The organism is Paenibacillus sp. FSL R5-0713 (genome assembly GCF_037973325.1).
In the GTDB taxonomy this organism is placed as follows: domain Bacteria; phylum Bacillota; class Bacilli; order Paenibacillales; family Paenibacillaceae; genus Paenibacillus.
This window is the reverse complement of sequence record NZ_CP150229.1, coordinates 3698809-3723894: the sequence shown is the minus strand read 5'-3', so window position 1 is coordinate 3723894 and position 25086 is coordinate 3698809. Positions and strand designations below refer to the sequence as shown.

Genomic DNA, 25086 nt, shown 5'->3' with positions numbered 1-25086 from the left:
CGCTCCTTTCTCTTAAACTAACCTTTCAATCGCAGCGAGATGATCTCGAATGGTGTAAAGGACAAAACTACGTCAGATTGATCCTGAAGCTCCAGCGATGAAATGTTATTTTCCATGAGATCAGCCGCCCAAACCTCAGCAGTATCCCATCCGATAGACAGTTTCGTTTTAACCTGGGTTCCCGAGGTCTCATACAGACGGACAATAATGTCATTGCTGTCCTCGGCTTTTTTGATGGACTCCACCATGATGTGCGGATGATCTGGCTGCAGGAATGCTTTCATGTAAGGCAGCTTTTCCTCTTCGACATCCATTGAAGGTGCAGGCAAGGAACTCAGGCGCAGCGGAATATTGAGCTCATTGCCTCTTCGATAGATTTCAGCCTGAACATGGTTCCCCTGATGCGGATATAACGAATAGGTGAATTGGTGCTCTGCACGATCCGCCACCGGATCCGGGTAGGAACTGCTGCGCAGCAAATGAAGGTCAAGCACATTGTTAATGGCTCGATGCCCGTATTTGCAATCGTTGAGTAAGGCGACTCCGTAATCCGGTTCTGATATATCCACCCATTGGTGAGCGCATATCTCATCCTTGGCAAAGTCCCACATCGTATTGCGGTGAGTCGGCCTGCTCAGGCTGCCAAACTGGATTTCACAGTGTACCTGATCGGTACGAATCTGCACCGGGAACGAAGTGCGTAACATTTTACCGTTTTCCCGCCAATCCACGATCGTCTCAAAATCAATACGCCGATTGCCCTCCGTTAAAATAACGGTTTGGGTTAGAGACGATTCTCCGTAGCTGTAATCAAAAACCAGCCCAACTTTCGGACCATCCCGAAGCTCACGGATATCATTCAGAATTAATGGCATCCCCACTTGCGCTGAATAATCATGGCGGAAATCCCAGGCATCGCCTTCATCATGATATACACGAAGGTCGTTCCCCCGCTGTCCTTGCAGGATAACTTCACGTGCCTCCAGCTTATCCAGGATTGAGGTAATGCCGCCATTGGGGTCAAATTTCACGATGAGAATGTCATTCTCCATACTGTACTCCTTGGCTGTTTCACGGAAATCTGTTTCCAGCGCAGCAACATCCGTTTCAATACCCGTTGCGATCTCCCCCATGACCTCCTGATATTCATGATTAGATACCACGGTGTAGCCCATGGATGGAACCTGCACCTTATGCCATCGTCCATGGAGGTGCAGCCACTCCTGACGTTCCCACGGTAGTGAGTTGAATACCACAGTTGAATTGGAGCTTTCCTTTTGGGAAGAGATATAATCTGTAATATAGCTGTAGGTTTCGGTGATCATGCCTTCCGTCTGCTGGAGCAATGCTTCATACCGTATTAACGACTCATCATATACTCGCTTAATCGAAGATCCGGGGAGGATATCATGGAATTGGTACAGAAGCACTTCCTTCCAGATCGTCTCCAATGTTTCGGCCGGATAAGACTTGCCTATGCGGGCAGCCAGTACAGCAGCAAATTCCAGCTCGCGCAGAGCTTTCTCCATCTTGCGGTTATACCACTTGCTCCGTGCCTGACTGGTCAGGGTTCCTTGGTGCTTTTCGAGATACAACTCCCCACGCCAGGTCTGGAATCGCTCTCTTTCTTCATTCAATCGTTCAAAAAATTTCCAGGAAGGTTCCTGCACAACAGGTGCCAGACCGAGCAGGTTTTTCTCCCGCTCCAACCGTTCCAAATGCTCTTCTCCCGGCCCGCCGCCGCCGTCTCCAATGCCGAAGAGCATCAATGCGTGGCTGGAAACATTTTTGTCCAGATACTCCCGCTCTGCTTTGGCAATGGAACGTGGGGCGGCCGGACTGTTGTACGTATCCTCAGGTGGCATATGTGTTAACACCGAGGAACCGTCGATCCCTTCCCACAGAAAGGAATGGTGAGGATGGCGGTTGTACTCACTCCAGGAGAGCTTCTGGGTCATCATGTAATCTACACCGGATTTCTTCAACAACTGCGGCAAGCTTGCGGAGTAGCCAAATACATCCGGCATCCACAGCGACTTCATCTCCATTCCAAATTCCTGTTGAAAATAACGTTTGCCATACAGAATCTGGCGTACAAGAGATTCACCGCCTGGCACATTGGTATCCGATTCCACCCACATGGCTCCTTGCGGTTCCCATCTGCCTTCCTGCACCCGTTCCTTGATCTGGTCATACATCTTGGGATAGTGCTGCTTCATCCAATCGTATAGCTGAGGCTGACTCGCTCCGAACACATAATCGGGATAACGCTCCATCATGCGAAGCACCGTGGAGAATGTTCTTGCGCCTTTTCGGATCGTCTCACGGATCGGCCATAACCAGGCCAAATCAATATGTGCATGCCCAACCGCACTTATGTTCAGCACAGGATCGCCGCCACGACGTGATATTGGTTCGTTCAATAATAACTTGGCGCGATGTATGCGGTCAGGCGTTAATTCCGTCAATACTATGGAAGCGTCATACAGGGATTGAAGAATCCTTTCTCTGCGCGCCATGTTGACAGGAAGGTGTTCTGCCGTCTCCAGAAGCACTTCGGTATCGTAATACAAGCTTCGTATATCTTCATGACAAATGGCCAACATCGCTTCTTTTACCGTACCGCCCTGATACTTTCCAAATAAGTCGTTATTGCCGGCATCAGCCCACAGCTCGAATGCCCCGTCCGTCAACGTTATTGACGAATGGTCCAGTTCAACAACTCTTTTCCCAGGGAGACCGAGTGTGAATTCAAACTCTGAATTGATCGTTGTCAATCCCTGTACAGGCGTTCCTTCGTGGTCCACCAGACAGAGTTCGCCGTTCACGTCCAGCAGAAGAACAGCATTGGCGTCACTACCGGACGGTGGAATGCTCCCTGTAAAACAAAACCAGGCACAATCCCATAACTTCCCCCAATGCTCGCCCTGTGAAAGAGTGATTTGCTGACCTGACATTCTTTCCTCGAATGGAACAGGCTCCTGGGTAACCCATGCCTTCACATTCAACTGGGCAATGGGCTCATATATGGCTTCACGGAGTTTGGACAGCATTTGATTCAAATGTCCGAGTCTAATCGGTTCATATGGCATAATGGTTGTGTTCTCTCCTCTCGTTCATCAAGTTTTCGCTTTTGCATTCTCATGATCCCACCTTACTTGAATCTCCACCTTGTTCTTGCTGCCATGCTCATAGTTCAGCAGTACGGTTTTCGATTTTGAATCCCATTTCCATTCGGCAAGCACAGTCTGGTGTTGATCTATACTGCAAATGGATATGGGTTCAAATGGGCAATAGAATCTGGCGGTGGCCTGCATGTTAGTCGGACCCTTGGCTACACATTGAAAACCTGTATTCGTTATCGTCAGATCTTCAATTCTGGAAGAGGCAGAGATCAGGCTCACCTTGTCTTGCTGTGGCCTTCCTGCCGTAATGTCGTATAACAGTGCTTGCTCACCAGGAGCTAACCTTACTTCTTGCCGAACATGCAGGTCAGGATCGAACAAGTCCACCACCGGACCTGGGATAATCAGTGGTTCTTCGGATATGGACTCTTCCAGGACAGAGGCTATGATGTAGGGCCCACGTTTAATTTTAAAATAATGCTTGGCTTCCCAACGGAAGTTGGGATCCTGTAGTCTCTCCCATGTTTCTTTCACAGTCTGGCGAAGTTGATCTGCACTCGCTTTACTTGACGCACATGCAGCCGGATGTACAGGAAGCCAATACACCGCCCCTTTGCCCACAGGATGAATCCCTTCCTGTTCTAACTTAAGCCCTAGCTCTTCAAACAAGTGCTCGCGTGGTGAGGGATATATGGTATTCGTGCTTTCCCTGCGCTGGTCATCATTCCACCAAGCCCGGATGTTGTGATAGGGGTCGCTGTCGTCTCCCACATAAATCAATGCACCACCATCCTGTACCCATTGGGCCAGTGCATAATGGATATCGGAGTGCTCCGGCTTCATGTACTCATAACTCAACAGCAGAACACGATATGGAGCCAGGTAATGTGGATAGCGCCTCACATTATCAAGCTGGACGGGTCTCACAGGTATTCCGTGTTTAAGCAATGGCAGGGCAAGCCCATAGAATGGAGAGAAATCCAGCAGCTCCGTGTCGCCATCCTCTTGGAATCCTTCCGGATCTGTGCCGTCATACTTTGCAGCATTCGATGCCCCCAGCTCCGGCTTCATGCGCTGAAACATCGCTGAGTCGGCAATTAATACACCAATGCGGGGAGATTGACCTTCTGTTTCGACATTGTCTTGATCCATGTTGCCAAGCGTGTGTATGACATGCAGCAATGTCGTTGCATAGTCAGGTGGAATCCGCTCTTTATGCGTGCCTTCATCGGAAGGATAAGTACCTTTGAAAATTCTTCGCGGCCAAGGTGCGACCTCGTAATGGGAAACCCCGGGATGAAGCAGGGAAGCAGCAACGGTCTTCAGGTAGTTCTGTTTATAGTCGGCCCATGTATAATTCGGATTGTCCTCGATAGGGTCATGCAGAAACCACATTCGTCTGTCTGTACCCCGCACAAGCTCTTGCATGACACCATATTCCAAGTAAGCGGTTTCAAAAGTGCGTTCTTTGCGCACCCCTTCATACACGTTCGGTGTTCGTGATGTCCCGGTCCAGATTTGTGCAATATATCCATCTACGGAGGGAAGCTCTATCAATCGAGACTGCGGGCTAACAATTCGCCACTGCGTATAATTGATCAGGCTGTGGGTCGGAACGTAGAATCGCAATATGCGATTGTAACGTTTCAGAGCGTAATCTTTCATCTCGGTACACAATCGGTCTAACACACGTGTGTATAAATACGCTTTCAATTTGGAAGCCCGAAACTGTGCATCGGGTGAGGAGTGAGGCGGACTCCAGGGTTCTTTGTAATATAACTGCCATTCTCTCTTAAACGATTCAGAGTACCCCCCATTTACCCAAAATTCAGGCTCCTCCAGATGGATCGCCTCCACGCCAGAATCAACAGCTGCACGGATGCGTTCAGCGATATATTTACCAAAGGAAACCGTTGGGACCATGTAAGGAATAATAGGTTCCTTCCCATGGACAATCATTTCGCCATCGCGATCCATCTGGGCTTCATCCCAATGCGTTTCTCCGTCTACTTCCCCGTCCAGATAGTCGTTATAGGTCCCCCATGCTACTCCTGTCATTAAATGAACCACGTACCCTATATCCTTCCATTCCTGAATACGTTGCGGCATCGTATCATCCATTCCATAGACCATGACAAAATCCGTTTGCAGATCATAATCAGGATGATAGGGTGCTGATTCCTGGAATCCGGTTCGTTCTTCTTTCCGATCTCTAACCACAGCTATGACCTCCCTGCCCCTGTTGGATTGGTCTTTCGTTGTAAATTTTCACCATTTTACAAAATATAATATATATTAAGAATATATTCAATATGTTTTTATAAAAATAAAAAAGTCCTTTCCGTACATCTACGGAAAAGACTTAAATTTAAGCATTCATATATGATGATTAGGGACATCTTCCAGTCGTTTGACGAACGACAAGTTCAGGTTCAATCAGAATTTTGCTGAAGCCCGTAATCTCGCGGCTATTCCGAATGACTCCTAGAAGCTGGTTGCCTGCTCGGATTCCCATCTCTCTCTCAAATTGCTTTACATGTGTAAAAATACTGAATTCCTCCACGATGGAAGTGGGGTCATCAAAGCTTACAATCGATACATCTTCGGGAATGCGAAGACCGGCTTGCTTGGCCATTTGATAGATCTGAACCCCCAGCCTGCCATTCAGCGATATATAAGCAGTCACCATTTTGTTGCTGATATATCGGTACAACGGATGGGCTTCGGCGTCTTTCAGAACAGACAGCGGTTTGAAATCTGTAATCATATGTGCAGGGTTAATCAATGCTTCTTTATCCTTCAGTGCTTCAATATAACCATCAATCCGCTCCTGGACAGTGACGGTTTGCAATGGAGAATCCGAGCAGATCGCTATATCACGATGTCCAAGCTCCCATAGATGTTCAACTGCCAGCTTCACGCCCAACCTTCCATCTGCCGCAATGTAATGGGTTTCGACGCCAGGCAAATATCGGTCAATCAGCAAAAAAGGGAAGCCGGATAACTTCATGCCGAGAATCTCCTCGTTATAGTTACCTTCATCCACAGGAAAGATTAAGAGCCCCTCAGTTCCAAGTGCCTTTAACTCCCTGATCGCATCCTTTTCTTTCTCGATGTTGCCATGCGTCAGCATGATCATGCTGCGATAACCTTCCTGATTGAGTGACTGCTCGATTCCTTCGATGAGTCGAATCGCAAAGTAGTCGTGAATCGTAGGCATGATCACCCCAATCATTCTTGTGCTCGATCTGCCTCCCTTTACTGCCGGAGATTCAGAAAATGCGGTGTCTGCTTCATCTGTGCCTTCCGCGACAAAGCTTCCTTTCCCCGGGACGCGTGCAATCAATTTCTCGTTAGCCAAGCCTGTCAGGGCATTCACAACTGTAATTTTGCTAACGTTAAATCGTTCCATGAGTTCCTTCTCTGTCGGTATTCGATCACCCGGCTTCATATTTTCGGAAGCAATGAATTTGCGGATATAGTCTTGAATTTGTTGGTACAACGGTATTCGATCATTCGTACTCATGATAATCACATCACCAATTCATTCATTATATTTTTATATATAAAATATATTTTTACACATATAAGTACAATAAACAACCGTATAATGCCTGTCAATCCTTCATTCCTTGACTCACCTTCTTTATTTGGGAGACAAACCATTTTTCTGGGCGCAGGATCATCAGGTGTTGATCCCCTACTCTCGTGTGCGCCATAAACTAATCGTGCTTGGTGATCTCTTAGGGCACAAAAGCCTTATTGGTTCAGCGATTCAGGCATTCCAACATTAGAGTTGCAGTCCGCCCAGAATCAAAACTTCTGAATCGAATTTTGCTATGCGGCGTGGTGAAAAGTGGAGACGCCTACGATTTTTTTTCGACGCGGCTATCCATTAAGACTTCCCGATCGCAGACTTAGGATTGAAACTCTTTTCCCCATACTCTTATAGAATCGATGATACTCGACAATTTATTTCCTTGTTCAGTGAGGGAGTATTCTACTTTGGGTGGCACAGTGTCATCTACTATCCTCTTCACAATTCCATCCGCCTCAAGTTCCCTGAGCTGTAAAGTCAACATCCGTTGTGTAATCCCTGGTATTAATCGTTTAAGTTCATTAAATCTGACCGATTTTTCGGATAAAATGTCGATAATGATTCCCTTCCATTTTCCTCCTATCATATGTAAAACCATTTCAACAGGACAAGCCTTTATAACCTCTTCACTGCAATCGCCATAATTTTTTAATCCATATCCCATATTGCCACTCCATTCATTAAGTTACAAAAATGTGCGTACTTATAAGTCTCAATCATTTCCACTATATTAACTATATCAAAAATGAAAGGAGATATATCATGGGTACAATGAGAGAATCTTAATGGCAGTCACAACTATAAGAATTAAATATATTTTCGTAGGTACAGGTTTTAGAAAACAGATTAGGGAGGCAATCTTATGAATAAATCCAAGATCGTATTAATTACAGGTGGCAATAAGGGTATTGGTTTTGAGACAGCAAGACAATTGGGAAACATGGGGTATGAGATTTTAATAGGAGCAAGAAGCGAAGAAAAAGGACAAGAGGCCGTAACGCACTTGGAAACGGAGAACATTAAAGCTAAAACGGTGGTTCTTGATGTCACAAAACCCAGCTCCATTCTCTCCGCAGTAGAATGGATTGAACAAGAATATGGATACCTTGATATCTTGATTAATAATGCAGGCGTGTTTTTTGAAGGCACCACATCTCCAAGTGAACTGGAACTGTCCGTTCTCAAGAATACTTATGAGACAAACGTTTTCGGCGTATTTTCTGTCACGAAAGCATTACTTCCCTTGCTCCAAAAATCTTCTGCCGGAAGAATCGTAAATCTTTCCAGCGGATTAGGTTCCTTAACTTTGAATTCAGATCCAACGTCGGAATTTTATAATGTGAATTCGCTCGCCTATAATAGTTCCAAAACGGCTGTAAATGCTTTAACTGTTTTCTTTGCTAAAGAATTAAGAGATACTCCTATTAAAATCAACTCGGTTTGCCCTGGATTTACAGCTACCGATTTAAATGGTAATAGTGGCTATCGCACAGTCGAACAAGCAGCTTCCAGTGTAGTTAAGCTCGCCACAATCAATAATGATGGTCCAACCGGTAGATTTTTTGATGAAAATGGAGTTGTGCCTTGGTAAACCATTTTACCCGAGCAATTTCTGAGTATTCCGTAAGTTACATGCAGTTTCCCAGTCCCATTCACCAGAGTAGCGGGAGTAGACTCTCTGTGTAGTCAACGGCTATAAGGGTCAAATTCATGTGCCTGACCAAGGACATGAACTTGACCCTTTAAATTGAAAAAAACGCGCCTAGAGCGGGTTTGTATCGGAATGATCTTAGTGGTCAAACCCTCAATCCCTCCACCCGCATAGCAGGTGGTTTTTGTTTCGCGCGTTTCACGCACTCAACTAGCTAAAGCCATAATAAAAGCCTGGGCGGCATACACTCAGACCTTTCACTTGGTTCTGCTTTACCATCTGATAGCCGCACCATCGCAGCGGGGGTCTGTGCCCCCGAGCAGGAAACCATTGTCATCGATCATAATGGCATGCGCATGTCCCATGACTCTAGCAAACTCTTCAACTGTGTTTACCTTGTGTCCGGCTAGCTTTAAACGCTGCTGCACTTCTGCCGCGATTCGGCCCTCCACTCTCAATTCTTGTGTTGCCTCTCCCCACGTTCTTCCCCACACCCAGCGGGGTTCACGCACAGCGGTCTGGGGAGTCATACCATAGTCCACCATGCGAGTCAGCAGCGCGGTCTGAGTCTGGGGCTGACCTTCTCCTCCCTGGGTACCGTACAAAATATATGGCTTCCCATTACGGCAAGCCATCGCCGGCATCAGCGTATGAAAGGTTCTTTTGTCCGGTTCCAGCCTGTTCACATGCGACGGATCAAGGGAGAAGAATGAGCCTCGGTTCTGCAGCAATATACCGGTGTCTCCCCCAACCACAGCCGAGCCGAATTCAAAATAGAGACTTTGGATAAATGACACAGCATTCCCCTCGCTGTCTACTACTGCCGCATATGCCGTATCATGACCTACCGGCTGGGTATCCATGGGCAGAGCTCGCTCCATATCGATGCAGGCCGCCAGCTTCGCAGCATAGGATTTGGATAGCAGTCGGTCCAACGGAATGGAGGAAAATTGTGGGTCTGTCAAATAACGATCACGGTCACGGAAGCTCAGCTTCAGCGCCTCCACGAGCAAGTGATAGTACTCATAGGAACCGTGCTCTATATTCTCCAAATCAAACTGTTCTATAATTTGAAGCGCCATTATACCGGTAAAGCCCTGTGAATTCGGTGGGACTTGATAAAGATCAAGCCCTCGGTAACTCCCTTTGATCGGCTCCACCCATTCACCTCTGTGTCTCGCAAAGTCCTCCAGTGTCAGTAGACCTCCCTGCTCCTTAAGTGAGCGAACAATCTCCTGACCAACACTGCCTGAATAAAATACATCTCGACCTTGATCCGCAACCTGGAGCAGGCTGCTTCCCAAAGCAGACTGCACAAAGCGGCTGCCTTGCTCCGGAACCTTGCCTCCAGGCAGATAGATGGCGGCAGTCTGTGGATAAGCTGCCAGCACATCGAAACGCTCAGCCGTATTGACATGCTGGTCCGGCGATAGCGGGAAACCTTCCAGCGCATAACGGATCGCGGGCTCAAGCACCTCCGCCAGCGTCTTCGTACCATATTCCTGTAATATGGCATCCCAACCGTCCACCATACCCGGCACGGTAATGACGCTTCGGGGTCCCCGCTGCGGGATGGCTGATTCGCCGGCAAAGCAGGCCGCGGTAATCCGACTGCCCGAACGTCCACTCGCGTTATATGCCCTGACCTTTCTCTCTTCGGTGCTATAGGTCAGCCAGAAGGAATCACCTCCGAGTCCCGTCATATGGGGGTATACGACGGCAAGACAGGCGCTCACCGCCACGGCGGCATCAAAGGCGTTACCTCCCTGCTGCAAAATACGCGATCCTGCCGCGCTGGCCAAAGAGTGAGGGCTGACGACCATCGTCTGTGTGCCTGTGACTTGTGGAACCATCTTGCCACCTTCTTTCTCTTCTATGTTCAACTGAGGGTAATTCCTGTTTGTTGCTAATCATGTTACCAGTTCAGACGTGAATGACTGAGCGGTATGCAAAGCAGACTGCCATCTGCCGGAGGCATACACCCAGCGACTCATTTTTGTACCTGATAACAGCTGCGTCACATCCGAAGCATCCGTGACAACAAAGTTGCAGTCATGCCCTTCTTCTATTCCATACTCGTCGCAGCCCGTGATTTCAGCAGGTATATCCGTGATCATCCGCAGCAGCTGTACGAAATCCCGTTCACTGCCCATATGGGCAGCATATGATGTGATTTGGGCGATCTGTATCAAATCCCCGCGGCCGAACGGATGGAATGGGTCTTGAATATTGTCGGAGGCCGCAGCAAGCGGAATGCCTTCTGCAAGCAGCTCGCGAATGCGTGTTGTGCCCCGTCTTACCAGGCCGCGATCTTCCCGTCCTTGAAGATACAGGTTCACCGCAGGCAGCGTTACCGCGTTCAGACCGGCTTCCTTCATCTTCGCCATCACATGCTGTGCATCTTTTTCCGTCATTGCGGACAATGAGCACAGATGATCTGCCGTCACTCTGCCCTGATAACCGTAGCGAATCGTATGCTCAGCGATGCTCAGCACGGTTTTTTTTCCGGGATGATCACTTTCATCAGCATGCAGATCAATAGGTACACCGAAACGTTCTGCTATACGAAAAATCCTGCTAATCTCTCCTTCAGAGTCATCTGCCAGATGAGGGGCTCCGCCAAGTACATCAATTCCCATCCGCAGTGCTTCCTCGATGGCCTCATCCGCAGCTTCATGATTGCCACGGAATGGAACCATGAGCGCATATTGGATAGCCATATTACCCTTCAACTTCTCCCGTACTTCCAAGGCTGCCTCAATTGTCCGAAAGGCCACCTCTCTCCCCAAATGAACAGGGAAGTCGAGGTGGCTCCTTATGGTCGTGGTCCCGTAGCTCAGTGCCATTCTGGCAGCCGTCAGCATGCGTTCCGCTAACTGCTCCTTGCTGAATGTCTGTACAGCCTGGCTGTAATTAAGAATAGCTTCATGAAGTGTACCGGATCGATTCGACACCTGCTCAAGCGAGAAGGCCTTATCCAGATGCATATGACAGTCAACCAGGCCAGGAAGCATCATGCCGCCCTGCAGATCGATGCAATCTGCGTCTGCGAGCCGTTTCAGATCCGATCCAGCCTGATGCGGGAGCATCAGACGGGAAGCGCCGCTTTCCCATGCATCAAGGAAATCATCTTGCCGACGGATGCTAACCCATTTTCCAACCTCCGCCTTTAGTTCATAAAGACCAAGGTCTTTCCGGTGCGGAAGGCATACATTAATGAAACGCAGCCCTGCACTCATTGTGCGGTAGCCAGCGCCTGAAGCACGGCCAGATCCTCCTCGTCAAGCTTGGTGGCCGGACCCGCTTTGATCATATCCGAGAACATTTCGTCCGGTACCATGGTCGTCAGACAATACAGACGTGTGCTGCCCGTGTTAATAATATCGTGATGGTTGCCCGGTGGAATGATAATGAACGAGCCTTGGCGGACCGGAGTCTCATACTCGCTGCCAACTTTGGCTAGCCCCTCCCCTTTTAACACATAAAAATATTCATAAGCTTCCCGGTGTTCATTGGATGGAGTTCTGCCTCCAACCTCGAAGATCTCCACAAATGAAGTGAAAGGAACCTGCTCCCTGTCGCACAGCAGGATGAACTTATTCGTATCCTGTGCGGAAATTTTGTGGACGGGACAATTCTCAAAGTTACCAGCAACCAGACCTGGAATGTTCACCATATACATTCAACCTCACTTTGATTGATTTTAATTTATGCTTCGCTTTTTATCTTTTTACCGGTAGCCTCAAACAGGATATGTCCTGTTCTGTACTGCGAACAGCTGTGGTAGCAATTTTCAACCCACCTGTTCCCGTGCTGTTCATCTCGTCTCTAACACCGTTTGGATGCCGGGCGAATAACGGGAAGGCGCTGCCTGTCAACTCAAGCCGGACATACGAGCCAGCCGGAAGGGTGGCCGCCAAGGGACGCAGCCGGATCTGCGCTGTTCTCCATTCATTGGAAGCATCTGCTCCTTCACTGCAGATTTCCGTGCGACCCACACTCAGTAGCCGGGCCGTTCCTTTCTCGGATACGGTGGTGAGGATGGCTACCAGATCCGTCGGACCTCCCAATGTTTGGTACTGCACGGATAACTCCGGGGACCCAAAAATCGGGATATCCTCTGCAAGCGGCCCTCCCGTATATACCAGAATTTCTTGCCGTTCCTGAATGGCAGCTCGGTCCGACGGCAGGTAAGAGTCCAGGCGCATCGGCAGACGTGAGTCGTACACGAATACATCCGGCACAGCTTCCTCTACATCTTCCTTATGCTTTTCGAGTCTCCCCCCTCCTGCCGCACCATTCGCCGGTGTCTGTGACCCGGACAGATAAAACCATTCGGACGGAGAGGCCCCATCCTCATATAGAGAAGGCAGCTGTTCTCCCGTATGCCATTCATGACTCAATTGGTCAAAATATCGGATCGGCAGTTCACCAGACAGTTCCATGTCTTCCTTGCCCTTCAGCCAATAATCAAACCAGCGCAGCTGCTCCAGATGATGATCACCATCCGCCTGCTCGCCATGATCGATTCCGCCCGCTCTTCGCCCCCATGGAATATGGGCCCACGGGCCGACAATGAGCCGATGAAAGCAATCCGGTGTGGCCGTAGCTTGCAGAGCTTCGAACGACTGTAACGTGCCCATGAGGAAACCGTCATACCATCCCCCAATATGAAGCGCCGGCACGGGTTCCTTTACGATATCGTTGATCCAGTTCATCTGCTCCCAGTACTCATCGTACGCTTGATGATCGATCCAATCATAAAATGAGGGAAAGTATTGCTCCAGAATTGGATGTCTTTCATTCAATGGCATTTTCCAAAGCATCTCATCGGGGCTGCGCATGAGTCGTGAGCATTGCTCTGCCGTTTCGAAGTCACCCGCTCTTTGTGCCGTGTCACGAGCCAGTTGGAAAGCCCACGGCAGATGGTTGCCAAGTGCGAAGGAGCCATGTGGATAAAACAAGCCATGATACATGTCTGCCGGACACATGCTCGGTGCAATCGCCTTGAGCGCAGGAGGGTGAAGGGAAGCTGCTGCCCATTGTGTTAGCCCTTGATAAGAGAAACCGTACATGCCTACGTTCCCGGTCGAGCCGGACAGACTGGCTGCCCATTCGATGGTATCAAATCCGTCCTCTGCTTCTTGAACAAACGGATTAAATTCGCCTTCCGACTCGCCCCGCCCTCTGACATCCTGGATTACCACGATATATCCCTTACTTGCATACCAGACGGGGTGGGCATGCGTAACGGTAGAAGCAATCGACCGTCCGTAGGGCTGGCGCATCAGCAGCACAGGATATTCTCCTGTCTCGTCCGGCAGGTATATATCTGAATACAACGTTATGCCGTCGCGCATCGTGCAAGGGACCTTTCGGCGGATGACTACATTTCCAAATTTCATGCAACTCGCTCCTTTGCTGTAGATACGGATTGACTAGTAAAATCCGCATGTCACGTTAACTGCTGCAGGCTGCGCCATTCTTCCGTCACCCGTTGATCAGATACCGCTAACTGCCGAACGCTTTAATTTCTCCTGATTCAAAATTCCCTTCGGGTCATTGCGATGTTTGATTTCCCACAAACGATCATGGGCGTACGATCGCCCGCCTTCCTTCAAATCCCATGTATGCGGATTGTTGACGATAACGCGGTTTTTCTCGTAACATTCCATCAGCTGATTCAGGTTTTCCTCCGTTGTGAAGGGAACCAGCGGCAAGCCGGAGATCAGCAAATTTCCGTTTTGCCGGGCAAACTCGATATGATTCATCACTTCCGGATATTCCTTTTTCATTGATGAGATTTGCTCAAGGGCACTGGAGGGGTCAAAATTGAGCTGCAGGTAAGTCAAGTCAGGATCTGCCTTGCGCGCCCACAAAGTTGTATGATTCCATGTGAAATCGGAGACACCTACACCTTTGTGATACTGTTCGGCAGAGACCTTCATAGCCAAGTGCCCTCCATACTCCGATAGGATACGTTCAAGCTGGGATTCGTTGGCCGTATCCACTTCCAACAATGCGACAGCATGGTCAGCGGGGAGATCAAGCGGAAGAAAATAGGATGGTACCGGCCATTCATGGATGGAAATTAGCCTTTTCACCAAGGAAGTGTCCTCAGCTACCGACTGCCCGAAGCGAAAAGCCTGTTCAAAACGGTCAAAGGTCACTGCCCACTGCATCCATTCCACTCGGGGAGCCAAATTGATTTCCACTTCGGAAAAAATGCCGATTGTACCGTAAGTATGCAGGTAAGGCAGCACTTCGTCCCCCTGGAGCTCAATGGTACGGGGATGAACCTCAACGGTCTTGATTTTTAGTGATCGTACCAACCCATCCCAGATCGTCCCCCAGCTGATCGAACCGATGCCGCCAAAACCGCCGCATAAAAAACCGCCGATCGTCGCGGATTGAAAGGTGGAAGGCATCGTACGCAGCTCGTAACCTGCCTTGCGGGCAGTAGATTCCATTTTGCCGAGTCTGGCCCCGGCCTGGATCCGCATCGTGCCTTCTCCCATTTCGAGCACCTTGTTGTATTTGGCCAGATTCAGGACGATTCCGCCTGTGACCGGAACACATTGGCCATAGTTGCCGGTGCCGTTCCCCCTGATGGTTAGCGGAACTCCCAGCTCTGCTGCTATGGAGAGCAGATCGTCAAGTTCTTCCTCGGTGCGCGGACTGGCGATGCACTCGGCGACCTTACCCTGCAGCTGACTGGCCAGCACAGGAGAGAAGTGATGATAATCCATCGAATATTTGGCAAGCGCCGCCTCCTCCCAATGCAGCAATTCCGGATCCATGCGTTCTTTCAATACGGTTATCCAATGTTCATTCATTCGGTTCCCCTCCCGTATGTTGTAATACTGATCTCATTAAAGGAATCTCTTAGGAATTCGGCAAGAACTCATCCGTAAATACTTTGCTGACATCAGGCTCCTCTTTCAATGCCCCAATCTCCTTAAGCTGCTTTCCGAGCTCCGTCCAGCGTTCCTCTGTCATGTAGCCAACACCATGTGTCGCCGCATCACCTTCATATACAAACGGGATAAGCGCTTCTGCGGCATAGTTCAGCTTTTCTTTCGTAAAATCAGGGTTTTCCTTTAAAATGACGTCATTCACGGTATCATAATTGGTTTTGTAATAATCCCAGCCCTTCATCGAAGCCTCGACATAACCACGCACAATATCAGGATGATCCTGGATATACTGCTCCGTGGTGAACAGCACATTGGAATACGGGTTATAACCGGCATCCGCCAGTAGCAGGAAATCAATGTCTACATTCTGCTGCTTCATCTCGTACGGCTCACTGGTTACATATCCCTGAATGGCAACCGTTTCATCGGCTACAAAAGGAGCCAAAGAACCGGTATAAGCCAATTCCTTCACGTTACCCAATTGGTATTTACTCTTCACAAAATCCCAAAACACCGAGCCTGTCCCCACGTATACGGAGCGGTTGTTCAAATCGGCCAGGGAGGACATGTTCTGATTGGCATGAACCATAAGTCCCTGCGGGCTTTTCTGGAATATCGTTGCAATCGCAACAAGAGGGATTCCTTCTTCACGAGCGACCAGCAATTGATCCGCTGTTGCCAGTCCGAACTGCGCCTTGCCTGAAGCCACAATCTGTGTTGGAGACACCTGCGGCCCACCTGCCTGGATGGTCATATCGAGACCAGCCTCATTGTAATATCCTTGTTCCTTTGCCGCATACAGACCCCCGTGCTCTGCTTGTGCAAACCAGTTCGTCACCTGTGTAATTGCCATGAGTTCCTCGCTTCCCCCTGCAGCAGAGGCATTCTCAGCCGTTGGCTGATTCCCGCAAGCCGCCAGCAATGTGGATAAGGAAAGTATTGCTGCGAGTAAAACGACAGTTCCCTTTTGTCTGTACTTGTTCATCTCATTACCACTCCCCAAGGAAAATTACTGATGATTTATACGACTTCTCCTACCGGATTTCGAAGCGTCATAAAGCCACTGATTCTACACTCGGCCACATCTCCTTGCTGAATCCGGACGGACCCGGGTGTGCCTGTCATGATCACATCACCCGGATAGAGAGTCATCATCTGTGAAAAATACGAGACAATGAACCATGGATGATACATCATGCGAGACACCGTATTGCTATGAATAACCTCATCATTCAACACCGTTTCAACGACGAGGCTCTGCAGATCACTTATTTCATCAGGTGTTATTAGTTGTGGTCCGAGACTGAAGAATGTATCGAATACCTTGGATCGCTGCAGGAATCTCGGGTTCCGTGCGTGAATGTCCTGGTTAGTCATATCCAGCGTTGCGGCAAAACCTGCAATGACCTCCTGCGCACGTTCTTCCGGCACATTTTTGCAGGTTCGGCCGATGATAATGCCAAGCTCTGCTTCTGATGTCACATTCACATCCTGAGCCGTCAGCTGGATATACTCTTCCGGCCCGATCAGGCTTGAGTCCGGCTTCATGAAGCAGACTGGCTCACGCTCTGGAGGAGTGGATGCGAGATCGATTGCTTTTTGCACATAATTCATGCCAATTCCCCATATTTTACGAGGGTGGCGGAAGAGCGGAGCAGCTATGGCTCCTTCTGAAGGTATGAAAGGTATTGATGAAACTGCTCTATCCCCGTGCTTCTGATACCACTGGATTAGCTCCTCTAGCTGGCCTTGCTGCAAAATCTCCATAACGGAGGTGCCCCATGTGCTTCCTTCCGCCCTGTTGATCTCATGCAGAAGAAAGAATTGTTCCGCATGTTCAATCGCGGCCTGTTCGCCATCGCCGTATTTCAGACTGACGAGCTTCACAGGGTGCTTCCTGCTGGCTGTTGAACCGGTTCGGTCCTGCGGACATCGGTGATTTCAAAATCACACAGTTCCTCCAGCGCCTCTGACAAAATCGTTGAGATTCTATCCTGAATAATGCTGCCTTTCTCAGGCGTGGCCGTCGTAGCATCACCAGCAATGCCGGTAGCGGAGATATCAGCCATCTTCCAGGCGAAACGAATTTTCCCTTCTAATGTAAGAAAGCGGTAAGAGGACATATCAGGAAGCTCTTTGACGAGGAACTCCTTGTCCACCCAGTCCGGTTTGATGGACATCACGAGAGAGGTCTCATAATCACCACCATGAATACCGTATTCCAGCTCCTCGGAAGACAGGAGATCCTCTGCCACATTCAGACTGCCGGGACTGAGATAGAAAACCATCATCCCCGTTCTGATCCGTATTTCTCGTGATACCGTATTTAGCAAATCCGCGTTGCCGCCATGGGTGTTAAACAACAGTAACTTGCGAAAACCACTAGCCTTCAGACTTTCTGCAATGTCCAGCATGATGGCATGCAGTGTGCTCGCAGATAAGGAAATCGTGCCCGGAAGTCCGATATGTTCATTGCTTTTGCCATACGAGACCGGAGGCAGCAGCCAGATTTCTTTATCCGCCCGCACCCGCTCCAGCGTTTGTGATAATGTCGCTTCCCCAATCAAAGTGTCCGTATATACAGGCAGATGGGGGCCATGCTGCTCCACAGCTCCGACTGGGAGAATAATCAGCGCCTTATCCTTTGGCAGTTCTTGAACCTGTTTGCTTGTCAGACGGGGCAAAAATCGTTCCTCCCACGCTGTTCCTTCATATCGTTGAAACATAACAGACACCCTTTCTCCTGAGGCTTTATTGTTTATACGTGTAACTTCATGTTCATATATCGAATGATGCTCTTATCCTTTTACTTCTGAATTTATTGCTGAAAGAAAGGATGTGGCCCATTCCAGCAGACGTTGATCTTGTCCCGGACCGGCAATGATCGAAATACCGACCGGGCAGCCCAGTACCTCCGCAGCGGGAATCGTAAGCTGCGGCAGACCCGACAAGCCGGAAATGCAGGTTAAACGCATCGTTTTCACTCTTCGTTCTTCAATTAAAGGCCCGCCCAAGCCCAACTTCGGGGCCGCTCCAGTCGTCGTCGGAATCACAAGCACCGTATCCGTTCTGAGTAGGTCAGCCATGTGCTTGCACACCTCAACCCGGCGTTTGGCTGCCTTCTCCTGATCGGCACGTTCAACGGTGCTTGCCCAGGAGAATCGCCCGGCCGTATCTGGTCCGAAGGTCGGCTGCTCACGTTCAATCCACGCCCCGTGCTCCTGCCATATTTCATAACCCTGGATCGTCCTGAACATGGTCATCCATTCAGGTAGACCCTGAGGGGCGATGCGAACAGTTTCATGGCTCGCAGCCATGCCGCACAGCAACTTCAGGTAAGGGGTAAGCGCCTCTTTGCTCTCCGTGTCAGCAAGCTCCCACGCATCCTCACCGATGAGCACCCGGCTGAAGCCTGTACCCGAGTCTGTCTGCGGCAAAAGCACTTCTCCTACCCGGCACAGCGTTTCGAGATCACGTGCCATCCAGCCGATGGTGTCGAAGCTGGGAGCGAGTGGGATAACGCCTTTCGCGGAGACAAGGCCATGCGATGGACGCATTCCATAAATTCCACAGTACGAAGATGGAACACGGACCGATCCTCCCGTATCCGTTCCAAGGGAGAAGTCAGCAAGCCCAGCGGCGACGGCAACCGCCGATCCGCTCGATGAACCGCCAGGGATGCGATCGGGAGCCCTTGGATTCACTGGTGTTCCATAATGAACATTTTCACCATTCAAGCTGAACATCAGCTCATCCGTATGCGTCATGCCCGTTAGCCTTGCTCCTTGCTGCAATAACAGGTTGAGCGTTTCCGCGTGTTCCGCCTCGGGTCCATGCGTCTGGAGCCAACACGGATTACCCGCGCCATTTGTATTGCCACGGACGGCATATACATCCTTGACCATATAGCTGAGTCCGTTCAGCCTACCCTGTCCTGTCGGTTCAACGATCACCTGGTTGACAATGGCGTTCCATTGGTCCTTCATTTCTTCATCCCATCCTTCCGCTCAGCCTTCTAAGGATGCCAGCTCTTCCGAGGTATTCCTCTCTATAGGAGTCGCTCCCCCGCTCAGCTCTTGTACCAACCAGGTGGAATCCGCAACGAAGCCATAACATTGCTTGATATTGTACAATGTCGCTTCTATGCAGAAATCCGGGGAGCTTGTTGCCGAGCAATCCTCCAGAAGTATGCCGTCATATCCGAGACAAGCCGCGTCCTGCAGTGTATGCATGACACACTGATCGAGATTTACTCCGGCAAACAATACCGTTTGAATATTGAGATTGCGTAGAATACTGTCCAGTGGTGTATCCCAAAACCCGCTCATGCGATATTTATCCACATAGATATCATCGGGGGACGAATCCAGACCATCGACAATGGCCGTTCCCCAACTGCCTTTCTCCAGCACCTTGGAGCCGTTCCCCGGCAGCGGGTCCCCGATGCCGTTGCCTCGCCCATCCGAATTGTATACATGAAGCACGGATGGCGGCACGTTCATTCGGTCTTCCCGATTGCCCCAGTTCACCCATATCACAGGCACTCCCGCTTTGCGTAGCTCGGGCATCAGTCGGTTCAGCCGGCTGACCGGGTTAAGGAGTGGAGAGGTATCGACCCCAATGGAATCCAGCCATCCACCCGGTGTACAGAAATCATTCTGCATATCGATGACAATAACTGCCGTATGGTCGAGATCAAATATGACTTCCTGCGGCTGTGCAGGGAGGGTTACTGACTTGCCGTACTTTTGCGTTCGCCTCAGATCCACCAGCGTTTCGGACACTTGCCAATAGCTCTTTCGATTTCCAAGTTTGAACATATTAAGTCCCCTCATTTTTTCTGAAATTTCTGATTTGAAGCTTCACATTACTTTTGGTTCAGGTCTATGGCTTCATCAGATACTCCGTTGTAAACGCCTGGGTAACATCTAGTGATTTCGTTAATCCTCCGCCCTTGATCATCTGATCCTGCAAGGTGCTCCAGCGTTCCTTTGTCATGTAACCAACACCATTTGCTTCGGAATCCTTGTTAAGAATAAAGGGTTTTTCCTGCACTGCCTCATAATTCATTGCTTCTACCGTCATATCGGGATTGTAGGTTTGGATAAACGGGTTTACCTTTTCATAGTTCTCTAGGTAGTAGCTCCAACCTTTCTGACTTGCCTGCACCACAGCTTCAACAACATCAGGGTGCTCTTTAAGGTAATCTTCCGTCGTAAAAAGAACGTCTGCATAGTTCGCATAACCGGAATCGGCGATTTTCAGATAGTCCACCTCAACCCCCTGCTGAGAAAGTGCGTAAGGCTCATTCGTGATGTAACCCTGATTGAGCGAACTGGGATCATTGATAAAATTGACCAGCTGCCCGTTATACTTCATTTCTTTTACATCTGTCAGATTGTATTGGCTCTTGATATATTCCCAGTAAGGCACCGCTGTGCCGATGTATACGGTTTTGCCGTTCAGGTCTGCGAAATCCTGAATGTTCTCCCCCTTGTGGTACATCAGAACCTGCGGTGTGCTTTGAAAACCGGCAAGGATACCGACAACAGGGATTCCCTGTTCCCGCGCCTTCAGAATTTCATCCGCATACGAGATACCGAATTCAGCTTTGCCTGCAGCGACAAGCTGCATGGTTGACACCTCGGGGCCTCCTGGCTGAATCGTCATGTCTATGCCCTTGTCCTTATAAAAGTTCTGCTGCAATGCCGCAAAATAGCCTCCATCTTCCCCTTTGGCGTACCAGCCCTCGATCAGTTTCACCTGCTTCAAATCTGTTCCCGCTTCCCCTCCCGCCGAGGCGGCGGATTCTAGAGCGGAGGAATTGGAGCATGCGCTTAGAAGCAGTAGGATCAAAGAAGCAGTCGACAGCAGCCATTTCTTGTAACGAAAGTTCATATGATGATTGGACATGTTGGATCTTCTCCCCCGGTTCTGGTATCATTTCATTGCTGATTCATGCCAGGACTTTAAAAGTTTGTTCGACACCATGTTGATGATCAGGAAAAATGCGATTCCTAGGGCAGATGCCGCTAAACCGCAGGCGAACAGATAAGGCGTTTGCAGACGGGTTGCCGCAACAGTAATCCCGTAACCGAGTCCGCCTTGTCCGCCACCAATGCCTGCAATGTATTCACCCACGATCGCTCCGACAACCGAACTGGAGCATGAAATTTTCAGTCCTGCCATAATGTATGGAAGTGCCGCTGGAAATCTCAGCCTCCAAATGGTTTGCAGCTTGCTTGCATTATACAAATAGAATAAATTCTTCATGTTCTGATCCGTTGAATTCAATCCGATCAGCGTATTTGATAAAATCGGGAAAAAGCTAATTAAGAATGAAATGATCACAATGGCATTTATTCCCGCTCCGAACCAGATCACTATGATTGGCGCTACCGCAACGACCGGAATAGTCTGTAGGATAATAGCGTAGGGATATACGCTTTTTTCCACTGTTTTGGAAAGGGCCAGTAGAATGGCCAATGAAATACCGAGCACGACACTGATCGTAAAACCGATCAACGCCTCAACAATGGTTGTGCTTACTGATGTAATCAGATTCGCACTGTTCTCAGCAGCGGCTGCGGCAATATCGGATGGCTTGGGCAAGATATATGGGGGCATTCCGAGTATCCGCACGATTAATTCCCATCCACCGATAAACAGGACAAACACGACGATTGGCGGCAGAATTTTTTTCAGCAGTCCAATGATTGGGCTCTCTTCTGCCGGATGATGGCTGCGGGCATTGTCCTTCCCAGAAGCTCGGATACCTGGTGTCGTTTCAACGGCTGGATTAGCTACCATCTCTTCCATGTTGCTTCCCTCTCCTCTCATTTCTGGCTATCAATTCTGGCTATCAATGATTCAGTACATTGGACACGCTGCGTACATATTCACCGAATTCAGGTTGGGTCCGGAATTCATCATCCCTCGGATAGGCAAACGGAATATCAATGAAATCCGAAATTTTACCGGGACGAGGCGTCATCACCACGACTTTTGTTGATAGGAACACACTTTCGAACACGTTATGCGTAATGAACAGAACCGACATCTTCTTGTCCTGTTCCCAAATATTTAGCAGTTCATTCTGCAGCGTCTGCCTGGTAATTTCATCAAGGGCGCCAAACGGTTCATCCATTAACAGCAGCTTGGGACGAGATATCAACGCTCGTGCAATAGATACTCTCATCTTCATTCCGCCTGACAACTCACGGGGCAGCACTTTCATATAATCCTTCAGGCCTACCAACTCTAGAACCCGCTCCCCTTCGGTAATCCGCTCCTTTTTGGATAAGCCACGCAAAGTAAGAGGCATGGTGACATTATCAATCAGCTTGGCCCACGGGAGCAGGGTATGCTCCTGAAATACAAAGGCAATTTCATTCTGTTTGCGTGCTTCCTTTGGGGAAGTACCCAGCACGGTCAGATGACCGGAGGTCGGTTCCGTCAAACCGGCAATCATATTGAAAATGGTAGATTTCCCGCAACCGGAAGGACCGACAAAACATAGGAATTCTCCTTCCCCCACATGCAGATTCGCATGCTGCACAGCTACAGTGCCATTGGGGTAGATTTTGCCGACATCATCGATTACAAGCATGGAACGACTGTCCTTTTGGGCCGCTGCCTGTTGATTTTGGGTGAGCTGCATCTGAATCCCCTCTTCTCTTTGAAGTTTTGTCCTATCATATAGGCAAAAAATATTCGTGTAAATATTCCTTACACAATTTTGGTTTTTTATCTAACGGTATACGCTTTACGTTGGTTCAAAAACAGAACATTTGATGTTTTGCGTTAACTTATATTACATTCATATAACAAAATGGATTGCAGAAATTCGACAAGCCCCTATATAATTGCTTAAAAAGTTACATGGTGTCTGGTACCTGATTCAGATATGTATCTTTTAGGAGGATGAAATGACATGCAATTGACGATAGAAGATGCGTTGGCGGTGTACCCGTTATCGGAAGGCAAGTTGGCAGCCGGTAAAAAAGGAATTTCTCGAACGATTAGCTCCATCAATTTGATGGATGCGCCGGATGTGATCAACTGGATGAAAGAAGGGGAACTCTTGTTGACTACAGCGTATGCGATTAGGGATTCACCCGAGGAATTTGTTAATTTGCTGCAAAAGCTGAATGAACGTGGGGCCTCCGGACTTGGCATCAAGCTTGGTCGATATTGGGCCGAAATACCAGAGATAGCCCTGCTGGAAGCTGATCGGCTGGGCCTGCCCCTAATTGAGCTGCCTTTTCAATTCACCTTTTCCGAGCAGATCACTGCTCTCTACCAATCCGAGTTCCAACGCGATACGCGCCGGCTGAATGAATTGCTTGAAACACAGAAGAAGCTGGTTGATTTTGCGATGCAGGCGGATGAGTACACCAATTATTTTCAAAGTATCACAAGCATTTTAGGGGTTCCTTTAGCCATTGTTACCTCTGAAGGACAGACCTTGTATAATATGACCCGCTGTTCCGATATGGAGCTATTGAGCGATTGGCCCTGGAATCAGGACAATCGGTTTTACAAGTCGGCGAGCAACTTATTGTATCGGGTGCCCCTGCTGAAAAACGGAAAGTCATACGGCTACTTGCTGATACAAACTGAAAACCTGCTCGAAGCACATGAAATGGAGGGCATTTTTCACCAAGCTGCCGTGATTCTTTCCTATCATCTGGAGGTCATCCAGAATCAGGAGGCCACTGCGGCAGGTAGTCGTCTTGGCGCAGCCATGGAACGTTACTTAAAGGGGAACGCCTCTTTGAAAACGGTGCTCGAATTTGCCGAAGCATTGGGAAGCACATTTTGGAGCACGCCCTACGTATGCATGGTATCTTCCTCAAGAGCGGATGCTTGGGACCATGAAAGTCAGAGGCGCAAACTGAGGGAGATTCAGAATAGGCTTCAGGATCATCCCAAAACGTCCTCCTTCGAATCCCATCATTTTTATGTGATGAATCGCATATATTCACTCTTCCCCCTTCTAGAAGAAGAGGCCAAGGATCGAAGGAAGTATGAGGATTCGGTACGTTTATATGCGGATTTGATGCATTCATGGGACCACGGAACAAGGACATGTTTTATCAGTAAAGTAAGAACGGGAATGGAGGAGTTCATCGACGGCTTCCGGGAGTGCGGGGATGCTGAGAGAATCAGTACGGAGCTTGGTTTAAGCGAACCGATTGTCATGTTTGCTGACCTGGAATTTATTTATCTCTTCAAACATATTCCACAGGAGGTCATGATCAGGTATTGCTCTTATTTATTCCGTCCTCTACTGGACAAAGAAGAGGAATACACCAGCGAGATGATGCACACACTTGAAGCCTATTTCGCCAACAACGGTCAAGTGAATGAAACTGCACGTGAGTTATATATCCATCGCAACACCGTACTGTACAGACTGGAGAAAATTTCGGGGCTGCTGAATCTGGATTTGAAGAATACCGATCATCTGCTGCTCTTAAAGCTGGGACTTATGTTTAGGCATTTAATGTCTTCCGAGTGACAAATTTTTTAAAAAAAGGTCTAGGGTATACCTAGGAACCTCAATTTCTTTGCTTTATATCTAACGTCCGCCATGCAACAAGCATTCTACGATGAGGATATGAGCCTCAGTGATCCAAAAACGTACCATACAATTGCCCTAGCTAACAAAATTGATCCAATCACAGTACTGGAACTTTTGGATATCAATCAGCAATGACTGGAGGTCGCGCAGACTTCGCCGAAGTAAATCATTTCGAGGTAAATTCCTTCTTCTATTTTTATTTTCTTCAT

General features: G+C 48.8%; 19 protein-coding genes. 2 read left to right on the top strand and 17 right to left on the bottom strand.

Features of this window, described 5'->3' with window-relative positions; translation table 11 throughout:
- Positions 1-17 precede the first annotated feature (17 nt).
- From MKZ12_RS16485 to MKZ12_RS16470, 4 genes are all read right to left on the bottom strand, one after another.
- A complete protein-coding gene (locus MKZ12_RS16485; RefSeq protein WP_339255551.1) occupies positions 18-3092 on the bottom strand; it encodes a glycoside hydrolase family 38 C-terminal domain-containing protein in 3075 nt (1024 codons plus the stop codon).
- A gap of 27 nt (positions 3093-3119) precedes the next feature.
- A complete protein-coding gene (locus tag MKZ12_RS16480) occupies positions 3120-5345 on the bottom strand; it encodes a hypothetical protein (protein WP_339255549.1) in 2226 nt (741 codons plus the stop codon).
- Between the two features lie 169 nt (positions 5346-5514).
- On the bottom strand, positions 5515-6651 hold the full coding sequence (locus tag MKZ12_RS16475) for a GntR family transcriptional regulator (protein WP_339255547.1): 1137 nt from the start codon (positions 6649-6651) through the stop codon (positions 5515-5517).
- Between the two features lie 391 nt (positions 6652-7042).
- Positions 7043-7387, bottom strand: coding sequence for a helix-turn-helix domain-containing protein (locus tag MKZ12_RS16470; RefSeq protein ID WP_307534208.1), 345 nt, complete (start codon positions 7385-7387; stop codon positions 7043-7045).
- Between the two features lie 198 nt (positions 7388-7585).
- On the opposite strand from MKZ12_RS16470, the gene MKZ12_RS16465 reads away from it, so the two are divergent.
- Positions 7586-8314, top strand: a complete 729-nt coding sequence (locus MKZ12_RS16465; protein ID WP_339255545.1) for an SDR family oxidoreductase — start codon at positions 7586-7588, stop codon at positions 8312-8314.
- A 332-nt stretch (positions 8315-8646) separates the two neighbouring features.
- Here the strand turns inward: MKZ12_RS16465 and ggt are convergent, their stop codons facing one another.
- From ggt to MKZ12_RS16400, 13 genes are all read right to left on the bottom strand, one after another.
- Positions 8647-10227, bottom strand: a complete 1581-nt coding sequence (ggt, locus tag MKZ12_RS16460) for a gamma-glutamyltransferase (protein ID WP_339261456.1) — start codon at positions 10225-10227, stop codon at positions 8647-8649.
- A gap of 57 nt (positions 10228-10284) precedes the next feature.
- The gene (locus MKZ12_RS16455) at positions 10285-11613 is read right to left on the bottom strand and encodes an amidohydrolase family protein (protein ID WP_339255543.1); all 1329 of its coding nucleotides are present in this window, start codon (positions 11611-11613) and stop codon (positions 10285-10287) included.
- Positions 11610-12050 (bottom strand): cupin domain-containing protein, encoded by a 441-nt coding sequence (locus MKZ12_RS16450; protein ID WP_339255541.1) that lies wholly within the window; start codon positions 12048-12050, stop codon positions 11610-11612. The genes MKZ12_RS16455 and MKZ12_RS16450 overlap by 4 nt, the downstream gene beginning before the upstream one ends.
- A gap of 46 nt (positions 12051-12096) precedes the next feature.
- Positions 12097-13779 carry a CocE/NonD family hydrolase gene (locus MKZ12_RS16445; RefSeq protein ID WP_339255539.1) on the bottom strand — a complete coding sequence of 561 codons (1683 nt, stop codon included), beginning with the start codon at positions 13777-13779 and terminating at the stop codon, positions 12097-12099.
- 96 nt (positions 13780-13875) lie between these two features.
- A complete protein-coding gene (locus MKZ12_RS16440) occupies positions 13876-15210 on the bottom strand; it encodes an FAD-binding oxidoreductase (protein ID WP_339255537.1) in 1335 nt (444 codons plus the stop codon).
- Between the two features lie 49 nt (positions 15211-15259).
- Positions 15260-16276 carry an ABC transporter substrate-binding protein gene (locus MKZ12_RS16435; protein WP_339255535.1) on the bottom strand — a complete coding sequence of 339 codons (1017 nt, stop codon included), beginning with the start codon at positions 16274-16276 and terminating at the stop codon, positions 15260-15262.
- A 35-nt stretch (positions 16277-16311) separates the two neighbouring features.
- Positions 16312-17178 (bottom strand): fumarylacetoacetate hydrolase family protein, encoded by an 867-nt coding sequence (locus MKZ12_RS16430; RefSeq protein WP_339255533.1) that lies wholly within the window; start codon positions 17176-17178, stop codon positions 16312-16314.
- Positions 17175-18017 (bottom strand): creatininase family protein, encoded by an 843-nt coding sequence (locus MKZ12_RS16425; RefSeq protein WP_339255531.1) that lies wholly within the window; start codon positions 18015-18017, stop codon positions 17175-17177. Before MKZ12_RS16425 ends, MKZ12_RS16430 begins: the two co-directional genes overlap by 4 nt.
- A gap of 72 nt (positions 18018-18089) precedes the next feature.
- Entirely contained in the window at positions 18090-19277 is a 1188-nt protein-coding gene (locus MKZ12_RS16420) for an amidase (protein ID WP_339255529.1), read from the bottom strand.
- 21 nt (positions 19278-19298) lie between these two features.
- Complete coding sequence (locus MKZ12_RS16415; RefSeq protein WP_339255527.1) at positions 19299-20111, bottom strand: cysteine hydrolase family protein; 813 nt, start codon at positions 20109-20111, stop codon at positions 19299-19301.
- 64 nt (positions 20112-20175) lie between these two features.
- On the bottom strand, positions 20176-21204 hold the full coding sequence (locus MKZ12_RS16410) for an ABC transporter substrate-binding protein (protein ID WP_339255525.1): 1029 nt from the start codon (positions 21202-21204) through the stop codon (positions 20176-20178).
- A 27-nt stretch (positions 21205-21231) separates the two neighbouring features.
- Positions 21232-22110, bottom strand: a complete 879-nt coding sequence (locus tag MKZ12_RS16405; protein ID WP_339233977.1) for an ABC transporter permease — start codon at positions 22108-22110, stop codon at positions 21232-21234.
- Positions 22111-22153: 43 nt separating this feature from the next.
- Complete coding sequence (locus MKZ12_RS16400) at positions 22154-22951, bottom strand: ABC transporter ATP-binding protein (protein WP_339255523.1); 798 nt, start codon at positions 22949-22951, stop codon at positions 22154-22156.
- Between the two features lie 273 nt (positions 22952-23224).
- Here MKZ12_RS16400 and MKZ12_RS16395 point away from each other — a divergent pair, with 273 nt between their 5' ends.
- A complete protein-coding gene (locus MKZ12_RS16395) occupies positions 23225-24814 on the top strand; it encodes a PucR family transcriptional regulator (protein WP_339255521.1) in 1590 nt (529 codons plus the stop codon).
- The last annotated feature ends 272 nt before the right edge of the window (positions 24815-25086 follow it).